The 18,863-nt window shown below is 45.3% G+C and carries 17 protein-coding genes; all 17 read left to right on the plus strand.

Annotated elements, in window-relative coordinates:
• The first annotated feature begins 76 nt into the window (after positions 1 to 76).
• The 17 genes from VK097_RS03415 to VK097_RS03495 all read left to right on the plus strand — a co-directional run bounded on the left by VK097_RS03415 (position 77) and on the right by VK097_RS03495 (position 18,495).
• Positions 77 to 2,272 (plus strand): S8 family serine peptidase, encoded by a 2,196-nt coding sequence (locus VK097_RS03415; protein ID WP_324210399.1) that lies wholly within the window; start codon positions 77 to 79, stop codon positions 2,270 to 2,272.
• A 632-nt stretch (positions 2,273 to 2,904) separates the two neighbouring features.
• Complete coding sequence (locus tag VK097_RS03420) at positions 2,905 to 3,273, plus strand: ATP synthase subunit I (RefSeq protein ID WP_324210400.1); 369 nt, start codon at positions 2,905 to 2,907, stop codon at positions 3,271 to 3,273.
• Positions 3,274 to 3,297: 24 nt separating this feature from the next.
• Entirely contained in the window at positions 3,298 to 4,020 is a 723-nt protein-coding gene (atpB, locus tag VK097_RS03425) for a F0F1 ATP synthase subunit A (protein ID WP_324210401.1), read from the plus strand.
• A gap of 100 nt (positions 4,021 to 4,120) precedes the next feature.
• A complete protein-coding gene (gene atpE / locus VK097_RS03430; RefSeq protein ID WP_135110686.1) occupies positions 4,121 to 4,330 on the plus strand; it encodes a F0F1 ATP synthase subunit C in 210 nt (69 codons plus the stop codon).
• A 192-nt stretch (positions 4,331 to 4,522) separates the two neighbouring features.
• Positions 4,523 to 5,050 carry a F0F1 ATP synthase subunit B gene (gene atpF / locus VK097_RS03435; RefSeq protein WP_324210402.1) on the plus strand — a complete coding sequence of 176 codons (528 nt, stop codon included), beginning with the start codon at positions 4,523 to 4,525 and terminating at the stop codon, positions 5,048 to 5,050.
• Complete coding sequence (locus VK097_RS03440; RefSeq protein WP_324210403.1) at positions 5,043 to 5,582, plus strand: F0F1 ATP synthase subunit delta; 540 nt, start codon at positions 5,043 to 5,045, stop codon at positions 5,580 to 5,582. The genes atpF and VK097_RS03440 overlap by 8 nt, the downstream gene beginning before the upstream one ends.
• 21 nt (positions 5,583 to 5,603) lie before the next feature.
• On the plus strand, positions 5,604 to 7,115 hold the full coding sequence (gene atpA / locus VK097_RS03445; protein WP_324210404.1) for a F0F1 ATP synthase subunit alpha: 1,512 nt from the start codon (positions 5,604 to 5,606) through the stop codon (positions 7,113 to 7,115).
• Between the two features lie 104 nt (positions 7,116 to 7,219).
• On the plus strand, positions 7,220 to 8,086 hold the full coding sequence (gene atpG / locus VK097_RS03450; protein WP_324210405.1) for an ATP synthase F1 subunit gamma: 867 nt from the start codon (positions 7,220 to 7,222) through the stop codon (positions 8,084 to 8,086).
• Positions 8,087 to 8,175: 89 nt separating this feature from the next.
• Complete coding sequence (gene atpD / locus VK097_RS03455) at positions 8,176 to 9,579, plus strand: F0F1 ATP synthase subunit beta (RefSeq protein ID WP_324210406.1); 1,404 nt, start codon at positions 8,176 to 8,178, stop codon at positions 9,577 to 9,579.
• Positions 9,580 to 9,962: 383 nt separating this feature from the next.
• Positions 9,963 to 10,355, plus strand: coding sequence for a F0F1 ATP synthase subunit epsilon (locus VK097_RS03460; protein WP_324210407.1), 393 nt, complete (start codon positions 9,963 to 9,965; stop codon positions 10,353 to 10,355).
• Between the two features lie 509 nt (positions 10,356 to 10,864).
• Complete coding sequence (locus VK097_RS03465) at positions 10,865 to 11,098, plus strand: DUF1146 family protein (RefSeq protein ID WP_324210408.1); 234 nt, start codon at positions 10,865 to 10,867, stop codon at positions 11,096 to 11,098.
• A gap of 209 nt (positions 11,099 to 11,307) precedes the next feature.
• Complete coding sequence (locus tag VK097_RS03470) at positions 11,308 to 12,024, plus strand: YwmB family TATA-box binding protein (protein ID WP_324210409.1); 717 nt, start codon at positions 11,308 to 11,310, stop codon at positions 12,022 to 12,024.
• 33 nt (positions 12,025 to 12,057) lie between these two features.
• Positions 12,058 to 13,389: a UDP-N-acetylglucosamine 1-carboxyvinyltransferase gene (murA, locus tag VK097_RS03475; RefSeq protein ID WP_324210410.1), complete on the plus strand. Its 1,332-nt coding sequence runs from the start codon at positions 12,058 to 12,060 to the stop codon at positions 13,387 to 13,389.
• Positions 13,390 to 13,908: 519 nt separating this feature from the next.
• Positions 13,909 to 14,841, plus strand: a complete 933-nt coding sequence (locus VK097_RS03480) for an ABC transporter permease (protein ID WP_324210411.1) — start codon at positions 13,909 to 13,911, stop codon at positions 14,839 to 14,841.
• A gap of 1 nt (position 14,842) precedes the next feature.
• Positions 14,843 to 15,799: an ABC transporter permease gene (locus tag VK097_RS03485; protein WP_324210412.1), complete on the plus strand. Its 957-nt coding sequence runs from the start codon at positions 14,843 to 14,845 to the stop codon at positions 15,797 to 15,799.
• 8 nt (positions 15,800 to 15,807) lie between these two features.
• The gene (locus VK097_RS03490; RefSeq protein WP_324210413.1) at positions 15,808 to 16,815 is read left to right on the plus strand and encodes an ABC transporter ATP-binding protein; all 1,008 of its coding nucleotides are present in this window, start codon (positions 15,808 to 15,810) and stop codon (positions 16,813 to 16,815) included.
• A gap of 18 nt (positions 16,816 to 16,833) precedes the next feature.
• Complete coding sequence (locus VK097_RS03495; protein ID WP_324210414.1) at positions 16,834 to 18,495, plus strand: peptide ABC transporter substrate-binding protein; 1,662 nt, start codon at positions 16,834 to 16,836, stop codon at positions 18,493 to 18,495.
• Positions 18,496 to 18,863: the final 368 nt, after the last annotated feature.

An 18,863-nucleotide genomic window follows, 5' to 3' on the forward strand; every position in this document is an offset into this window, starting at 1 on the left:
AACCCATCCTACATGTATGTTTCCCCTCTTTTTTCCAAATGCTAGCCATATACTTATCCAAAAAGGAGCACCCGCCATGTATCGCATCCTGATTAGCATTATTGCCCTTGCCGCGCTCGCAGCCGTGCCCGCAGCGGCTGAGTCCGTACATAAAAATACCGAAAAAGAAGCCGTCATCATTGAAGTGGGCGGCAATCCCAGCGAGCACAAATCATATCTTAACACCTATCACCCGTATATCGAAGTGGTGCATACATATGACACGCTTTTCAATGGTCTGGCACTGAAAGCAGAGCCCGATCGGTTTGAACAGATCGAGTCACTTGATTTCATAAAAGCGGTTCATCCCGTGGCAACGTATGAAACACAGATCGGCCAGATTGAGTCTTTAAATAAAAATGAAAACAGTGTCATCCCGGCAGCGCTTAACACTACATCCTATACGGGAAAAGGAGTCCAGATTGCGGTGATCGATACGGGAATTGACTACGAGCACCCCGATCTTGCCGACGCTTACGCCGGCGGATATGACGTGGTCGACCTCGATGATGATCCGATGGAAACAACGGCTGAACAAGGGATGCCGACACAGCACGGGACGCATGTGGCGGGGATTATTGCTGCAGATGGCGAGCTGCAGGGAGTGGCTCCTGATGCGGACATTTTTGCCTATCGTGCGCTTGGCCCCGGCGGAATGGGGACTTCAGTACAGGTGCTTGCTGCATTGGAGCAGGCGGTTGATGACGGGGCGGATATTATTAATCTTTCGTTAGGAAACAGTGTCAATGGACCGGATTTTCCGACAAGTGTTGCCGTGAACCGGGCGCAGGACCTTGGTGTGCCGGTCGTGATTGCTAACGGCAATAATGGTCCGGAGAAGTGGACAATCGGCTCACCGGCAACAGCCGCAAACGCGCTTTCCGTTGGTGCCGCATCCAATCCGCAAAGCGTTCCGTATCTGTTTGAATCGCTCGCCAACAAGAAAATTCCGCTGACCGAAATGGCCGGGTCAAAACCATGGGAACTAAAAAAAAGCTATGACGTCGCTGTTTTTGAGGGTGGAAACGTACAGGGGAAAATTGCCCTGATGGAGCGCGGTGAAACACCTTTCTCTGAGATGGCCAAACAGGCAGAGGAAGCCGGTGCGGTTGCTGCCATCATTTATAACAATGAAAAAGGCCGTTTTCGGGGGATGATCCAGAATCATGAAGAACCGATCCAAATCCCTGTCGCCTCAATTTCGCAACAGGATGGCGAATGGCTTATCCAAAACACCCGTAACAACAATCTGTACATGAAAACAAAACATGAGAAAACGAAACAAACGATGGCCGAATTCAGTTCGCGCGGCCCGGTTACAGTGAACTGGGACTTGAAGCCGGAAGTGACTGCGCCGGGCACCAATATTTTAAGCACGGTCCCAGGAGGTTATCGGGAGCTGCAGGGGACGAGTATGGCAGCACCACATGTAACCGGCGCAATGGCACTTCTGATGGAAGCACATCCCGACTGGTCGGCCGAACAGCTGACAGGTGCGTTGAAAACAACTGCAAAACGCATCAGGAATGAACAAGGTAAACCGTTTGCCCCCATTATTCAGGGAGCGGGCGAAATTCAGCCGGAAAAAGCCATCAGGACAGAAACGATTATTGACAAGCCTCTTATGTCATTCGGCAAAATCAGCGGCAATAACGAAACGAAAACACACGCTATGACCATCGAAAATCATTCAAATCAGCAGCAGACGTATACGTTTTCGATACCGAAAAAACAAAAAGGACTGACTTGGAAACTGCCGCAAAGTTTTACGCTGGAAAAAGGGGAAACAAAGAAAATTTCCATCGACTTGGAGGTTATCAGCAGGCAGTTGGATGAAGGTCTTCATCAGGGCTGGCTGACATTGAACGGGGAAGATCAAAAGTATCAGCTGCCATATCTTTTTATCAACAAAACAGCGGACTATCCAAGAGCAATGGGCTTCGAATTTTCGTTGCAGCCATTTTCCGATGATATGTACACTTATCAGCTTTATCTTTCTGAACAGGCGGAAAATGTTGCTGTTACGCTCTACAATCCAGACACACTGATGTATGAACGGACACTGCTGAAGTTTGATGATGTAAAAGTCGGCTTGAATGAAGGGCAGCTTGAACAATCGGAATTGGGCGAGCCCGGACAGTATTTGGCTGTCATCAATGTAAAACTTAATAATGGCGGGATGGTGAGTTATCAGACTAAAATTCATATCCCAAGGTCAAAATCGCCTGGCTAAATATCGACAAATTTGTTCACATAATGTTCATAGAAATCGACCGGGTCTTCCTATATAATAGAAGCTGTTCAAAAAGTGCTGTAAAAATGACACATCGAATTTCGTCGTTGGCTAGTTTCTCCTCGGCTCATGTATCTAAAAGCATACATTCCGCTGCTCGAAACTGCGCCGCATCGAACTTCCCGGGTCCTTTTTATCCCGCATCTAACGGTCAATAACCCGCCAAACGACGGTGGCTAACAGACCTTAAATGCCCGATTCTGTTCAACTAACATTCAGCGGAGAAAGTCATTCCGCTGAATGAAGTTTCACTTTATCCTCCTTTTTGAACACGCACTAATAGAAAGCTAAAAAGGGAAAAAAGCGGTGCGAAATGAAGTGCCGAGGAGCGTGTGGAATTGGCAGCAGATGGCATTTTATTTTATCAACATACTAATTGACAATGGGATATGGCTAATGTAAACTAGCTTAGTGGGAATGGTAGGGGTTTCAAACTTTACATAGATTAAAGGATGTATATTTCACATTAGCTGTGATTTACCTCACTTCTGATATAAGGGCTCATTCCCGCTAAGTGAGCTGATACAGGGGACATTTATCATGCTCGAATTTTTGGGGAGAAGAGTCTAATCATGTCGTATTATGGAATGACGATTAAAAGGCAACGCAAGTGGATGTTTTACTTTCTCGCCGCATTCGTGCTGGGAGCAGGTTTTTCACCATATCCGCGCATTTTCCTCGGGCTTCTGTTAGGAGGGGCTGCGAGTTTCTATAACTTATGGCTGCTGCAGCGCAAGATAGATGCATTTGCAGAGTCGGCTGAAAAGAGCAAGTCGGCAACAGGTCTTGGGACGTTTTCCAGGATGGCATCAGCTGTTTTGGCCGTAATTATTGCACTTCGTTATGACGCCTATTTCGACATGATTTTTGTTATAGTTGGATTAATGACATCTTATCTGGTCATTGTGATAGATTTTTTTATGTCCAAATCTGAAAAATAATGCTTGGAAGAGGGGTGAAGCAAAGTGGATCATGAAGCACCATTAATAGAAGATGTGCTCGGGATATCATGGCTCGATTTTAACTTATCAAACGTACTGATGATAGCTATTGCGTCACTTATCGTATTTGTCCTCTGTGTCCTGGGCGCAAGAAATCTTCAAATGAAGCCGTCGGGTGCACAGAATTTCATGGAGTGGGTCCTTGATTTTGTTAAAGGCATGATCAGCGACACAATGGATTGGAAAACGGGAAAAACATTTCTGCCTTTGGCGCTGACATTGATCACCTACATATTGGTGAGTAACTTGCTCGGTGTTATGACCATGGCGGTATTTGGCGATGAGTTATGGTGGAAGTCGCCGACATCAGATGCCGGTATTACCTTGACACTGGCGGCAATGGTCATCGTTTTGAGCCATTATTACGGCATCAAAGAGCGCGGGGTGAAGGAATATGGAAAGGATTATTTACGCCCGTTCCCGTTGTTTTTGCCGATTAAAATTGTTGAGGAGTTTGCCAATACACTGACGTTGGGTCTCCGTTTATTTGGTAACATTTATGCCGGTGAGGTTCTGCTCGGATTGTTAGCCGGTTTAACATCTACAACGGTGTTGGGATTCTTCGGCGGAGCAATTCCGATGTTAGCGTGGCAAGGATTCAGTCTGTTTATCGGGACCATCCAGGCATTTATTTTCACGATGCTTTCGATGGTTTACATCTCGCACAAGGTATCAAGTGATCACTAGGTTTTATGAATATTGTTAAGTAACCCGTTTCGGCAGCCAGCTGCTGAAACAGGAAATTACTAAAAAACTAATACAATAATTTTTGAGGAGGATTTATATTATGTCTGGAGCATTAGCAGCAGCAATAGCAGTAGGTTTGGCGGCGTTGGGTGCCGGTGTAGGTAACGGTTTGATTGTAAGTCGTACGGTTGAAGGGATTGCTCGTCAGCCAGAGCTGAGAGGTCAGCTTCAAACTACCATGTTTATTGGTGTCGGACTGGTTGAGGCAATGCCGATTATCGCAGTTGTTATCGCACTAATCGTCATGTAACAGAATGGAATTTAAATGATTGTTCAAAAAGGAAGATAACAAGGACCAAGTGTCATTTTTACCGGAATTTTTGAACAACCTCTAAACACGATAATGGCGGAGATCATCTTCACAAAAGAACCTTCGCCGTTGTTTGTACTTCAAGCCTAAACAATCGAACGTTCGATATGTAAAGTGAAAGGAGTGAATTCTGTGCAGGCATTTACCGGGTTAACAATTAACGCTGCAATCGGCGGACTTCAGGTTGGCGATATGCTGACTCAGCTGTTCTTTTTTATTGTCTTAATCCTGTTGGTTCGTAAATTTGCATGGGGTCCGTTAATGAACGTCATGCAACAACGTGAGGACTATGTAACAGGTGAAATTGAAGCTGCCGAAAAAAGCCGTGCTGAAGCTGAAAAGGCACAAACGGAAGCAGCCGAACAATTGAAGCAGACCAAACAGGAAGCACAGCAGATTATTGAAGATGCTAAAAGTGCCGGTACGAAACAAGAACAGGATATTATTGAATCCGCCCGTCGTGAGGCAGACCGCATCAAAGAATCTGCGCAGGAAGAAATTGAAAACGAAAAAGAAAAAGCGATACAGACACTTCAGGACAAAGTCGCTTCTCTATCTGTACTAATTGCCAGCAAAGTGATTGAAAAAGAAATCAGTGCACAGGATCAGGAAGAGCTGATTAATCAATACATCAAAGAGGCAGGAGAGAGCGATGAGTGAAGTAGTTGCCAGCCGCTATGCCGAAGCTCTTTTTCAGATTGGCAATGAAACAGGTAAATTAGAGCAATTGGTTGAGGAATTGCATGTCCTGGAATCGATTTTTGTTGAAAATGAAAAGCTTGTGCCATTCCTGGAACATCCGCGCGTTGATAATGAAAAGAAGAAGCAATTCATTAACGATGTGTTTCAAGGATTTTCAGATGATATTCTGAACACATTATATCTATTGATTGAAAGGCATCGCATTGGAAATGTGCCTGACATTATTAATCATTTTACCCGGATGGTAAACGATGTAAAAGGAATTGCGGAAGCTAAGGTTTATACTGTTCGTGAATTGTCGGAAGGCGAGAAAGAACAGCTTGAAAACACGTTTGCGAAACGTTTTAATAAACAAGCCGTGCAACTTGAGACGATTGTGGATCCATCAATCATTGGCGGTCTTAAACTACGGATCGGCAACACGATTTACGATGGCACGATCAGCGGTAAATTAAAACGGATTGAACGGAGTATCGTAACGGCAAACTAATGAAGATAGGGGTGAAATGGTATGAGCATTAAAGCTGAAGAAATCAGTTCACTGATAAAACAGCAAATCGAGAATTTTGACACGGATATTGAAGTCAATGATGTCGGCACCGTTATTGAAGTCGGTGACGGTATTGCACGTGCACATGGGCTTGATGACGCTATGGCCGGTGAACTTCTTGAGTTCTCCAACGGTGTAATGGGTATGGCCCAAAACCTTGAAGAAGCAAACGTCGGTATTGTCATTTTAGGCGAATTCACGGATATTCATGAAGGTGATGAAGTTCGCCGCACAGGAAGAGTTATGCAAGTACCTGTAGGTGAGGAGCTGCTTGGACGCGTTGTTAACCCGCTGGGCCAGCCGATTGACGGCAAAGGAGCGGTTGAAACGACCAAAAACCGTCCGATTGAAGCACCGGCACCTTCTATTATGGATCGTCAGGAAGTAAACGAGCCTTTGCAGACAGGCATCAAGGCGATTGACGCACTTGTCCCGATCGGACGCGGCCAGCGTGAATTGATCATCGGTGACCGTCAGACCGGTAAAACGACAATCGCGGTCGATACAATCTTGAACCAAAAAGATCAGGATATGATTTGTATTTATGTTGCTATCGGGCAGAAAGAATCAACAGTAAGAAGCACGGTTGAAACGTTCCGCCGCTATGGCGCACTGGATAACACCATCGTCGTATCCGCCGGTGCATCAGAACCTGCACCGCTCTTATACCTGGCACCATATGCAGGTGTGTCGATGGGTGAAGAGTTCATGTACGACGGTAAGCACGTGCTTGTTGTATATGATGACTTAACCAAGCAGGCAGCATCATACCGAGAACTTTCCCTGCTGCTCCGTCGCCCGCCAGGCCGTGAAGCATTTCCGGGAGATGTCTTCTATCTCCACTCACGTCTGTTGGAACGTGCAGCAAAACTTAATGACTCAAAAGGCGGTGGTTCATTGACAGCACTGCCGTTCGTTGAGACACAGGCAGGCGACATCGGTGCCTATATCCCGACAAACGTTATTTCCATTACAGACGGGCAAATCTTCCTGCAATCTGATTTGTTCTTCTCAGGTGTGCGCCCGGCGATTAACGCAGGTCTTTCCGTATCACGTGTCGGCGGTTCGGCACAACTGAAAGCGATGAAGAAGGTTGCCGGTACATTGCGTCTTGATCTGGCATCGTTCCGTGAACTGGAATCATTTGCTCAATTCGGTTCAGACCTTGATAAATCGACAAAAGCAAAACTCGACCGTGGTGCACGGACAGTCGAAATATTGAAACAGGGATTGCATAAACCACTGGCTGTTGAAAAACAGGTCATGATCATTTATGCCCTGACAAAAGGATATCTTGATGATGTTCCGGTTGAAGATATCACCCGTTTTGAGTCAGAAATGCATACATGGCTTGATGAAAACCGCAAAGAACTGCTTTCGACCATCCGTGAAACAGGCAAACTTGCTGAAGCAGAAGATATGAATGAAGCAGTTGAAGCATTCAAGAAAACATTTTTACCAAGTGACCAGTAAATGATCAGGCAATAATAGAGTTTGGATTAAAGGGCTCTGGCTTAAAGTTTGCCAGGCTCTGTCATCTAACCTCCAACCTCTGTAAAGGAAGGGTGGTGAAATGCTTGGCATCACTTAGGGATATTCAAAAACGGATTGATTCGACATCCAAGACAAAACAGATTACGAAGGCAATGGAAATGGTCTCGGCTTCTAAAATGAGCAAAGCCGAGGAAAATGCCAAATCATTCGTACCTTACAGCGAAAAAATCCAGGAAGTTGTCGCCCAAATCGCGAATAATAACATGGATGCCGCACATCCGATGCTCGAGAAGCGCGAGGTTAAAAAGTCCGGCTATTTTGTGATCACCTCTGACCGCGGTTTGGCAGGTGCTTATAACAGCAGCGTTCTGAAGAAGATTTATGAAACCATTCAGAAGAAACATCAATCCACAGATGAATACACCATCATCGTTGTGGGGCGTGTTGGCTATGAATTTTTCCAGAAACGCGGCATGCCGGTATCCAAAAGTATTCTTGGGATGGCGGATCAGCCGAATTTCAATGATATAAAAGAACTCGCATCCGAAACGGTTCAAATGTTTGCGGATGAGGAAATCGACGAACTGACCATGTATTATAATCATTATAAAAGTGCCATTTCACAGGTCGTGACAGCAAAGCAATTATTGCCGCTGACGAACATCGAAGAAATGGCGGGCAACACCAGCACCAGTCAGTACGAATATGAGCCGGATCAGGAACAGATTCTCAAAGTGCTGTTGCCTCAATATGCGGAAAGTTTACTTTATGGCGCATTGCTTGATGGCAAAGCAAGTGAGCATGCAGCACGAATGACCGCGATGCGTAATGCAACCGATAATGCCAACGAGCTTATCGATGACTTGACATTATCTTATAACCGTGCACGCCAGGCAGCAATCACACAGGAGATTAATGAAATTATCGGCGGTGTAGCTGCACTTGAATAGCCCTTGGAGTGCGTGTTCAAAAAGAAGGATAACAAGGACTTTTTGAACATCCTCTTGGAATGTTCGATAGTAGGATAGGAGGGAAATCAATGAGCAAAGGACACATTACACAAGTCATGGGACCTGTAGTCGACGTTAAATTTGACGAAGGCCAGCTCCCGGATATTAATAATGCATTAGTTGTCCGTCCCGATGAAGATGATACGGACGTCGACCTGACACTCGAAGTAGCACTTCATCTTGGGGATAATGCAGTTCGTACGATTGCGATGGACTCAACAGATGGTCTGAAACGCAACATGACAATTGAAGATACAGGCGCCTCAATCTCAGTCCCGGTTGGTGAAGCCACTCTCGGCCGCGTCTTCAACGTCCTTGGTGATAACATTGACCTTGATGAACCGGTGCCGGCAGACAATAGACGGGATCCGATTCACCGTCAGCCACCGGAATTTGAAGACCTGACAACCGATACGGAAATTCTGGAAACAGGTATTAAAGTTGTTGACCTTTTGGCGCCATATACCAAAGGTGGAAAAATCGGCCTGTTCGGCGGTGCCGGAGTTGGTAAAACCGTATTGATTCAGGAATTGATCAACAACGTTGCCCAGGAGCACGGCGGTATTTCCGTATTCGCCGGTGTCGGGGAACGTACACGTGAAGGTAACGACCTGTATTATGAAATGAAGGATTCAGGCGTTATCTCCAAAACAGCCATGGTATTCGGTCAGATGAACGAACCGCCGGGAGCACGTATGCGTGTTGCTCTGACAGGTTTGACCATGGCAGAATACTTCCGTGATGAAGAAGGACAGGACGTTCTGTTATTTATCGATAATATCTTCCGCTTCACCCAGGCAGGTATGGAAGTATCAGCGCTGCTCGGCCGTATGCCATCAGCTGTCGGTTATCAGCCGACACTTGCAACCGAAATGGGGCAGTTGCAGGAACGTATCACAACAACGGATAAAGGCTCGGTAACATCAATCCAGGCTATTTACGTGCCTGCCGATGACTATACTGACCCTGCGCCGGCAACAACGTTTGCGCACTTGGACGCAACAACCAACCTTGACCGCGGATTATCCGAGCAAGGCATTTACCCGGCAGTGGATCCGCTGGCATCAACCTCCCGTGCACTTGACCCTACAGTAGTCGGTGAAGAACATTACGATGTCGCACGTGAAGTTCAGCAAACACTGCAGAAATATAAAGAATTACAGGATATTATTGCCATTCTTGGTATGGATGAACTTTCGGATGAGGATAAATTGACGGTTTCCCGCGCACGCCGTATCCAATTTTTCTTATCCCAGAATTTCCACGTTGCTGAACAGTTTACCGGACAGCCAGGTTCATATGTGCCTGTCAACGAAACAATTAAAGGGTTCCGGGAAATCCTTGACGGTAAACATGACGAACTGCCGGAAGATGCATTCCGTCTGGTGGGTCGTATTGAAGAAGTTGTGGAAAAAGGAAAAGACATGGAATAAGGAACAGCGAAGGCGACTGGACACAACGTATGAACTGTGCTCAGCGTTGCAGGCGGTTCGGCCTTGCCGTGCATTGCGGCGAGTTTAACCAATCCGCCTTACTGGACGCATAAGATAAAGGATACACAACGAACGCAATGAGTTGTATTGCCTTTATCGTAACGCTGGCAAAAGAAGCCAGGCGCCATAGCTAGATAATAAAGCAGACGTAATAATGGGTGAAAGCAGCGTCAATTTTAATCAGATGATAAACCGATGAATTGAGCATGCTCCTGTGTGTTCAAAAAGGATAAAAAAGACATTCAACCCGTCTTTTTATCCGGCTTTTTGGACAGCCGCTGCAGTTTCATCCAGCTATTAACCTGTCTCAAGGAGGGGTTGCATTGAAAACACTGACTGTGAGTGTTGTTACTCCTGATGGTCCAGTTTTGGAAGACAGTTTTGATATGATCAGCTGTAAAGCCGAAAATGGCGAGCTTGGTATTTTGCCTGGGCACATCCCGATGGTTGCGCCATTAACTATTAGTTCGGTACGGCTGAAGCTTGAAAATGATTCCACTAACCTGGCTGTTAGCGGGGGCTTTTTGGAAGTGCGTCCGGATAAAGTTACGATTCTGGCTCAGACTGCTGAAAAGCCTGCTGACATAGATGTTCAACGGGCTCGGGAAGCAAAAGAGCGTGCTGAGCGCCGGATTCAGTCCAAACAGGACGATGTTGACTTCCAACGGGCAAAGTCAGCACTCAAACGCGCAATGAATCGATTGGATATTTCATGATCAAATTCAGCGGGGCGGTTTTCCCCACTGAATGTCAGTTGAACAGAGTCGAGCATTTACTGACAGTTACTCCGCTAATGTCCTCCGGGTAAATCAGACAGGAAGGAAATGTGAGCATTACTGCCAGTCAGATGCGGGATAATCAAAAATCTCTTGTAACAGTTTGTTATAAGAGATTTTTTGCGTTTGATACTCATGAAAGCCTGACAGAATCTGCAGAAGAGGTGGAGTATCAACCGAAGAACGGAATTATCTGCAGAAGAACAGTAATATCAGCAGTAGAATGAAAATATCAACAACACAGTTTAAAACCGCCTATATTCCTGTCGATATTTCCCGGGAAATAATAAGCCCTGTCGATAAAACGGGGATCTTGTAGTCGATTAAAGCGGGTTAAATAAATACCTGAGAGAGCGGCTGCCTGATTTGACAAACACCCCGAGACATGGCAAAGTAACAATTGATACAAAGCAAATAAGTGATTTGACAACAGATAAAGGTGTGGAAATATGTTTTCTTCAATTGGTGTAACCGCAATCATAAGCATGATATCGCATTTGATTTTCATTTATATAACATGGCGGATTGTCACGACAATCAATTTTGATCCGCTGATCAGAAAAGGCCGCGAAACAGAAGCCAGAGTGCTGATAATGTTTATCACAATCGTCATCGGCACGGGTGTCAGCAGATTTTTCCTCGAGTTCATACAGTGGTCACAAGATTTGATGTATCTGTTCTGATAGCAGCTTTAACCTTTATATGGGCTCCATTAAGGGTTAAAACAAGTATTATAAAGTTAACAGAAAGGCTCTGGGACGACAAGTCTGGGACTCTCAGAAAGCGGTCAGTTTATCAGTCTGCAATTCTATAAAACTATTATTCTGACCGTATGCAAAATCTCTCTCTTGTTCATACTAGTTATATAGTAAGAACTAGGGGGAGTTTTTAAATGCGAAAGTTTGCACTTATAACAAGTATTTTTATATTGATGATTGTGAACACAACGGCGTTTGCCAACGAAAGCGATGAAATGACCGACCTGGCATCCCTGGTGACCGGCAGTGATTTATCCGTCGACAGCTGGCAGGTGACAATCAAAGAAAAAATGAGCAAGGATGCCATAAACAGAGTATTACAAAAACTAAAGAATAAAAATAGTTATAAAGTCTCTAGTACCGAAGATGAAAACACAGTAAAATATTTCTTTGGGCGCGGACAGAAAAACGCAAAGCTTTCCGAAAGCTATAGTGTTGTCATTCCGAAAAATCCGATGTATGAGCCGGAACTGGTTGCGGTTCTGCAAGGGGACGATTGGAATGACAAAATTTCTGTCGATTATATTGATCGCATAAACGACATACATATGTCATATTTCACAAAAAAGTCGACAAAATTTGCTTGTCTCTCGACAACAATTGGTGGTAAAATTGATAGTGGCTATTTTTTTGAACGACTGAAAAAGACCCTTCAGCTGTCGAATATTCGTGAACAAACCGATAATGTGGAACATTCGACGGTTAAAAAGATTATGTACGGGTATACACCAATATGGGAGCAGTCGATTAAGATGAAGCAACCGATGAATTTTCAAGCAGTTGTTGAAAATGCGGCACAGAACAGCGTACGTCTGACGATAGGCACACCTATCCTGATAAATGAATATTAATATAGTGAAATTGGATTATAAGGGGAATAGAATATGGAAAAAATCATCGTTAAAGGCGGAGAACGGCTAAACGGCTCCGTGAAGGTTGAAGGAGCTAAAAATGCGGTACTGCCGGTCATAACCGCGAGCATACTGGCCAGCAAAGGAAAAAGTGCTATTGCCGATGTTCCCGTCCTGGCTGATGTGTATACGATCAATGAAGTATTGCGAAACATGAATGCGAATGTACATTTTGAAAATAATACTGTTTATGTTGATGCGGCTAATCAATTACTGACTGAAGCTCCCTTTGAATATGTGCGAAAAATGCGTGCTTCCGTATTGGTTCTTGGACCACTCCTGGCACGTTTCGGTCATGCAAAAGTGGCTATGCCCGGCGGGTGTGCAATTGGCTCAAGACCGATTGACTTGCACTTAAAGGGATTTGAAGCAATGGGTGCACATGTACACGTAGGAAATGGTTACGTGGAAGTGGAAGCACCCGGACGCCTGCAGGGTGCCAAAATTTATTTGGATATGCCGAGTGTAGGCGCGACTGAAAATATTATGATGGCAGCAGCACTCGCAGAAGGGAAAAGCGTCATTGAGAATTGTGCAAAGGAACCTGAAATTGTAGACCTGGCCAACTTCCTGAATAAAATGGGAGCCAAAGTGGTCGGTGCCGGAACGGAAACAATCCGTATCGAAGGGGTTGACGAACTCCATGGTGCTGAACATGCAATTATTCCGGATCGTGTAGAAGCCGGCACTTTTTTGGTTGCAGGAGCCATTACCGGCGGGGATATTCTGATTGAAAATGCGGAGAGTGAACATTTACGTTCCGTTATATCCAAGCTGGAAGAAATGGGTGTCACAATTTTTGAACAGGACGGCGGCATCCGTGTTATTGGTCCTGATAAATTACATTCTACCGATATTAAAACATTGCCGCACCCAGGATTTCCAACTGATATGCAATCGCAAATGATGGCGTTGATGCTGAATGCATATGGCACAAGTGTCATTACGGAAACGGTGTTTGAGAACCGATTCATGCACGTGGAAGAATTCCGGCGCATGAATGCCAAAATGAAAATTGAAGGCCGAAATGTGATCATTGAAGGTCCTGCTGATCTGCAGGGTGCTGAAGTCGCAGCAACGGATTTGCGGGCGGCAGCCGCACTGATTCTGGCAGGATTGGTTGCTGACGGATATACCCGTGTAACTGAATTAAAGCACCTTGACCGCGGCTATGTAGATTTTGCCGAGAAATTAGCGGGATTGGGAGCTAATATAGAGCGGGTGGATGAAAACGGTAATGCCGTTACACAGGTTGTACAAACTGAAATTCCTGCTGAAGAAATTGCAGTTGAAGCTGAGAACTAAAACTACAGTTGAACGAATTATTAATATCGAGGCTTAGACAAAAGTAATGAATCAAAGAAAAATCCGAATGATGGTTCAAAATTCTTCAGTTAGATTTCGAATCAGTTCGGATTTTTCTTTTTATAGTATAATTCGTTTCCATCTAAACCAGCGAAGCATTTTTCCGCAGCGGTGGTTAAGATTTCCCCATACATTTCACTTAAATATTCCAGTTATCATTCGTCTTTAATGTTAAACGTTTTAGTTATGTTCCACCCCTTTTGATTGTCGCTAAATATAACCGTAAAACTGAAACTTCATACTTTATGCCTAAATTATTGAATGGTCACTGCAGTCAGGGTTTTTCCTCCCGGGCCTTTCTTCACCATCTGCCAAATTTCATATTGCAATTTGATTAAAATATGATAAAATTTAAGAAAATTAAAAAACAGTAGTAAGACAGATGACTCATTATGTTTCGTTATATTGACAACTTGTAATCGCTTACAACTGAGGCGGGTAACATAGGAGTGTAGCAGAATGCTCGGTTATATTTTAAAACGCTTCGCCATTATGGCTGTGACGCTTTGGATCATTGTCACACTGACATTTGTTCTGATGGTGACACTGCCGGGGTCGCCGCTTAATGAGGAACGGACGACCAACGAGGCGGTTCAGGCCAACCTTGAAGCACATTATAATTTGGATGAGCCTTATTACATACAATATTTGCTTTACATAAAATCAATTGTCACATTGGATTTTGGCCCATCGATTAAACAGCCAACCGAAACAGTGAACGATTTGCTCGGACGAGGCTTTCCGATTTCGTTTGAGCTTGGGATTGTCACGATCGTTGTTGCAGTTATTTCCGGAATCACACTCGGTATTTTTGCGGCCCTTAAACATAACGGAATCATTGATTATCTGGCTATGACGATTGCTGTTCTGGGAATATCGATCCCCAACTTTGTCCTTGCGACGATACTGATTCAAGTGCTGGCAGTCAATTGGGGTATCCTTCCAGCGGCAACATGGTCCAGTCCGATGCATATGATTATGCCGACCATTGCGCTGGCAACCGGACCGATGGCAATCATCGCCCGCCTCACACGTTCGACCATGCTTGAAGTTTTGACACAGGATTATATCAAAATGGCACGTGCTAAAGGGCTGAAGCCATGGAAAGTCATCATTAAGCATGCATTGAAAAATGCACTAATGCCGGTGGTGACAATCATGGGCACACTTCTTGCCGGCATTTTGACGGGAACCTTCGTTATTGAGCAGATATTTGGGATTCCGGGCATGGGCAAATATTTTGTCGAAAGCATTAACCAGCGGGATTACCCGGTGATTATGGGAACGACTGTGTTTTACAGTGCGTTTCTGATACTGATGCTGTTTTTAGTCGATGTTGCCTATGGTCTGCTTGATCCGAGAATTAAATTACATAAAAAGGGAGGAGAATAATATGTCTGCAGCTGACGAAACCAAACACGTCCATTCTCCTGCCGAGATTCCGGATGAATGGTTTAAATGGAAAGATAAAGATTTAAAAGCGGCTGAAACCGTCTCGCGTCCCTCGCTTTCGTACTGGAAAGATGCATGGAGGCGGCTCAAGAAAAATAAATTGGCCATGGCAGGGCTTGCTTTTCTGATTATATTAGGAATTCTTGCGTTCATTGGCCCGCTGATATCGCCATACACGGTGACCGATCAGAACCGCCCGAACCAGTTTCTTCCCCCCTCAACAGATCATTGGTTTGGCACGGATTCACTTGGGCGTGATGTCTTCACCCGAACATGGTATGGCGCCAGAATCTCACTGTTCGTCGGGTTAATGGCGGCTTTGATTGATTTTTCTGTTGGGATTATCTACGGCGGCATTTCCGGGTATAAAGGCGGCCGAACGGACAGTGTCATGATGCGTATTATCGAAGTTTTGTACGGCCTTCCGTATCTGCTGGTTGTCATTTTGCTGCTTGTTGTTATGGGGCCGAGTCTGACAACAATCATTATCGCCCTGTCTGTCACCGGCTGGGTCGGGATGGCGAGGATTGTCAGGGGGCAGGTCCTGCAACTTAAAAACTATGAATTTGTTCTGGCATCGAAATCATTTGGAACCAAGACCCCGAGGATCATCCGGAAAAATTTGATCCCGAATACGATGGGTCCGATCATCGTTCAAACGACACTGACAGTTCCGAATGCGATTTTTGCCGAAGCTTTCCTGAGCTTCCTGGGACTGGGAATCCAATCACCGTTTGCAAGCTGGGGTGTGATGGCAAATGATGCGTTGGGCGCCATTCTCTCAGGGTATTGGTGGACACTGTTTTTCCCGGCTTTCTTTATTTCATTTACGATGTTTGCATTTAACGTATTAGGTGATGGGCTTCAGGATGCTCTTGATCCGAAGCTGAGAGAGTAGGTGGACAGATGGAAAAAATACTGGATGTAAACGACCTGCACGTAACGTTTACGACATATGGCGGAACGGTCAAAGCAGTAAGGGGTGTCAGTTTTGATTTACATAAAGGTGAAACACTGGCAATTGTCGGCGAGTCCGGCTGCGGAAAAAGCGTAACCTCAAATGCGATTATGCGGCTGATTCCCGATCCGCCCGGAAAAATTTCAAATGGGATGATCACATTTAAGGGGAAAGAGCTGACAACAATTCCCGAAAAAGACATGCGATCAATCCGCGGTGTCGATATTTCAATGATTTTTCAGGATCCGATGACAGCACTGAATCCGACACTGACGATTGGAACACAGCTGGTTGAAGGTTTAATGGAACACCGGAAAACATCAAGTGCCGCGGCAAAGAAAAAAGCTCTGGAGATGATGGATCTGGTTGGAATCCCGAATCCTGAGGAACGGTTCAAGCAGTATCCGCATCAGTTCAGCGGCGGCATGCGGCAGCGGATTGTAATTGCAATTGCATTAATTTGTGAGCCGGAACTTCTGATTGCCGACGAGCCGACGACAGCACTTGATGTAACCATTCAGGCACAGATACTTGAGTTGTTTGAACGGATTCAAGAGCAAACCGGTGTATCCATCATTTTAATCACGCATGACCTTGGGGTTGTCGCGAAAATAGCAGACCGCATCGTTGTCATGTATGCCGGGAAGATTATCGAGGAAGGCACACGGAAGGAAGTGTTTTACGAGCCGAAGCATCCGTATACAAGGGGGTTGTTAAAATCAGTGCCAAGGCTCGATATTCAAGGGGAGAAACTGATTCCGATTGATGGAACACCACCTGATTTATTCTCACCTCCACAAGGATGCCCATTTACAGCGCGGTGTCCAATGGCCATGGAGGTGTGTGATAAAGTTTACCCGCTCCAGAAGGAACTCAGCGAGACACACAAAGTGGATTGCTGGCTCCAGGATGACCGGGCTAAACAGCTTTTGGCTGCAACAGCCGACAAAAACTAACAAGGGGGAGAACAAAACATGAAGAAAAAAGGCTTTTTGCTGTTCATGTTTGCAGCCTTCATTCTAGTGCTGGCGGCATGTACGACGTCAACTGGCGATGAAGGCAGCGAGGGGGAAAATTCAGGTTCGGATTCAGAAGCGGAAGCAACGGAGGAAAATAGCAGCAGCGGCGAGAAAGTCCTGCGCATGAATAACGGCGAAGAACCGACATCATTGAATCCGCCGGTTGGCTTTGATGCTGTTTCATGGAATGCGCTGAACAACCTGATGGAAGGGTTGACGCGACTGGGTAAGGACGACACGCCGCAGCCGGCAATGGCAGAGGATTGGGACGTTTCCGATGATGGAAAAACCTATACGTTTCATCTGCGTGAGGATGCGAACTGGTCAAATGGGGACCCGGTAACGGCTGAAGATTTTGCTTATGCATGGAAACAGCTGTTGAATCCGGAAACGGGATCATCTGCGGCATTTCTCGGCTATTTTATTGAAGGCGGGGAAGCGTACAATACCGGCGATGGCTCGGCGGAAGATGTAGCGGTTAAAGCCGTTGACGAAAAGACATTTGAAGTGACATTGGAAGCTCCGACTGGCTACTTCCTACATGTGGTGACCAATCCGGCATTTTTCCCGGTCAATAAAGAAGTTGCCAAAGAAAATCCGGAATGGCATTCGGAGGCGGATTCATTTGTTTCCAATGGACCATTTAAACTGGAATCATGGAAGCACGATCAGGAAATGGTGTTTGCCAAGAATGATGAGTATTGGGATAAAGATACCGTTAGCCTCGATAAAGTCCACTGGGCAATGGTTAACGATGTCAACACCGAGTACCAGATGTTTGAAAGTGACGAACTGGATATGACTGAAATTCCATCTGATATGGCAGATCAGCTCATCGATGGGGATAACGTTGTCATTGAAGATCAGGCAGGTCTTTATTTTTACCGCTTTAATGTAGATCAGGAACCATTTCAGAACAAAAAAATCCGAAAAGCATTTGCCTTGGCCATCAATCAGGAAGAGATTGTTAATTATGTTACCAAAAACAAAGAGGAAGCAGCCAAAGCATTTGTGTCACCAGGCTTCACTAACCCATCCGGCGAGGATTTCCGTGATGTGAACGGCGATTTGGTGAACTTTGATCCGGAAAAAGCAAAACAGCTCTTGGAAGAAGGCATGGAAGAGGAAGGCTATGACGAACTGCCGCCGGTTACACTGACATACAATACGGATGAACAGCATAAGGCCATTGCGGAAACGATGCAGAATATGTTCAGTGAAAATCTTGGTATTGATGTTGAACTGGCCAATACGGAATGGAACGTTTTTCTGGAAGATCAGAAGTCATTGAACCTGCAATTCTCCAGAAGCTCATTTCTTTTTGATTATGGCGATCCGATCAACTTCCTGGAAAGCTTTATCACGGATTCCTCAATGAACCGCACGGGCTGGTCAAATGAGGAGTATGATAAGCTGATTTCACAGGCTAAAAAGGAAGCGGATGAAGAAAAACGCTGGGAAATGATGTATGAAGCGGAAAAGATATTGGCGGAAGAAATGCCGATTTTCCCAATCCATTACTATAACCAGGTTTACATTTACAAAGATGATGTAAAAGATATTGTCCGCCATCCGGTCGGTTATCTCGAACTGAAGTGGGCAGATATCCAACAGTAGAAGGGTTGATTTCGGCAGCTGCCGAAATCTTCTCTTTGGAAATACGATTAAGATAGCTGATCGCGCGACTGAGAGGTAATTTCGTGCGAGGATGCCGCTAAATCGTGCGGCAGCAGTGGAATATCGCGCGGCCGAGGCCTATTATCGCGCGCTGCACCAATATTTCGCGCAACACCGATCAAAAGTCGCGAGTCGCACACATGCATTCACGCGAAATAATCCTGAAGTGTGGGAAGGAATGGCTCAAGCAGCCGCTCCTTCTTTCACTTCTGATACATATATTAAAGGACTATTGTACGAATGAAGGGGATGCTGCAGGCTTGAGGAGAGAAAGCCTATTCAGCATTATGCTTAGAAGAACGTAGACA

The organism is Lentibacillus sp. (assembly GCF_035301675.1).
Classification (GTDB): Bacteria; Bacillota; Bacilli; order Bacillales; family Amphibacillaceae; genus Lentibacillus.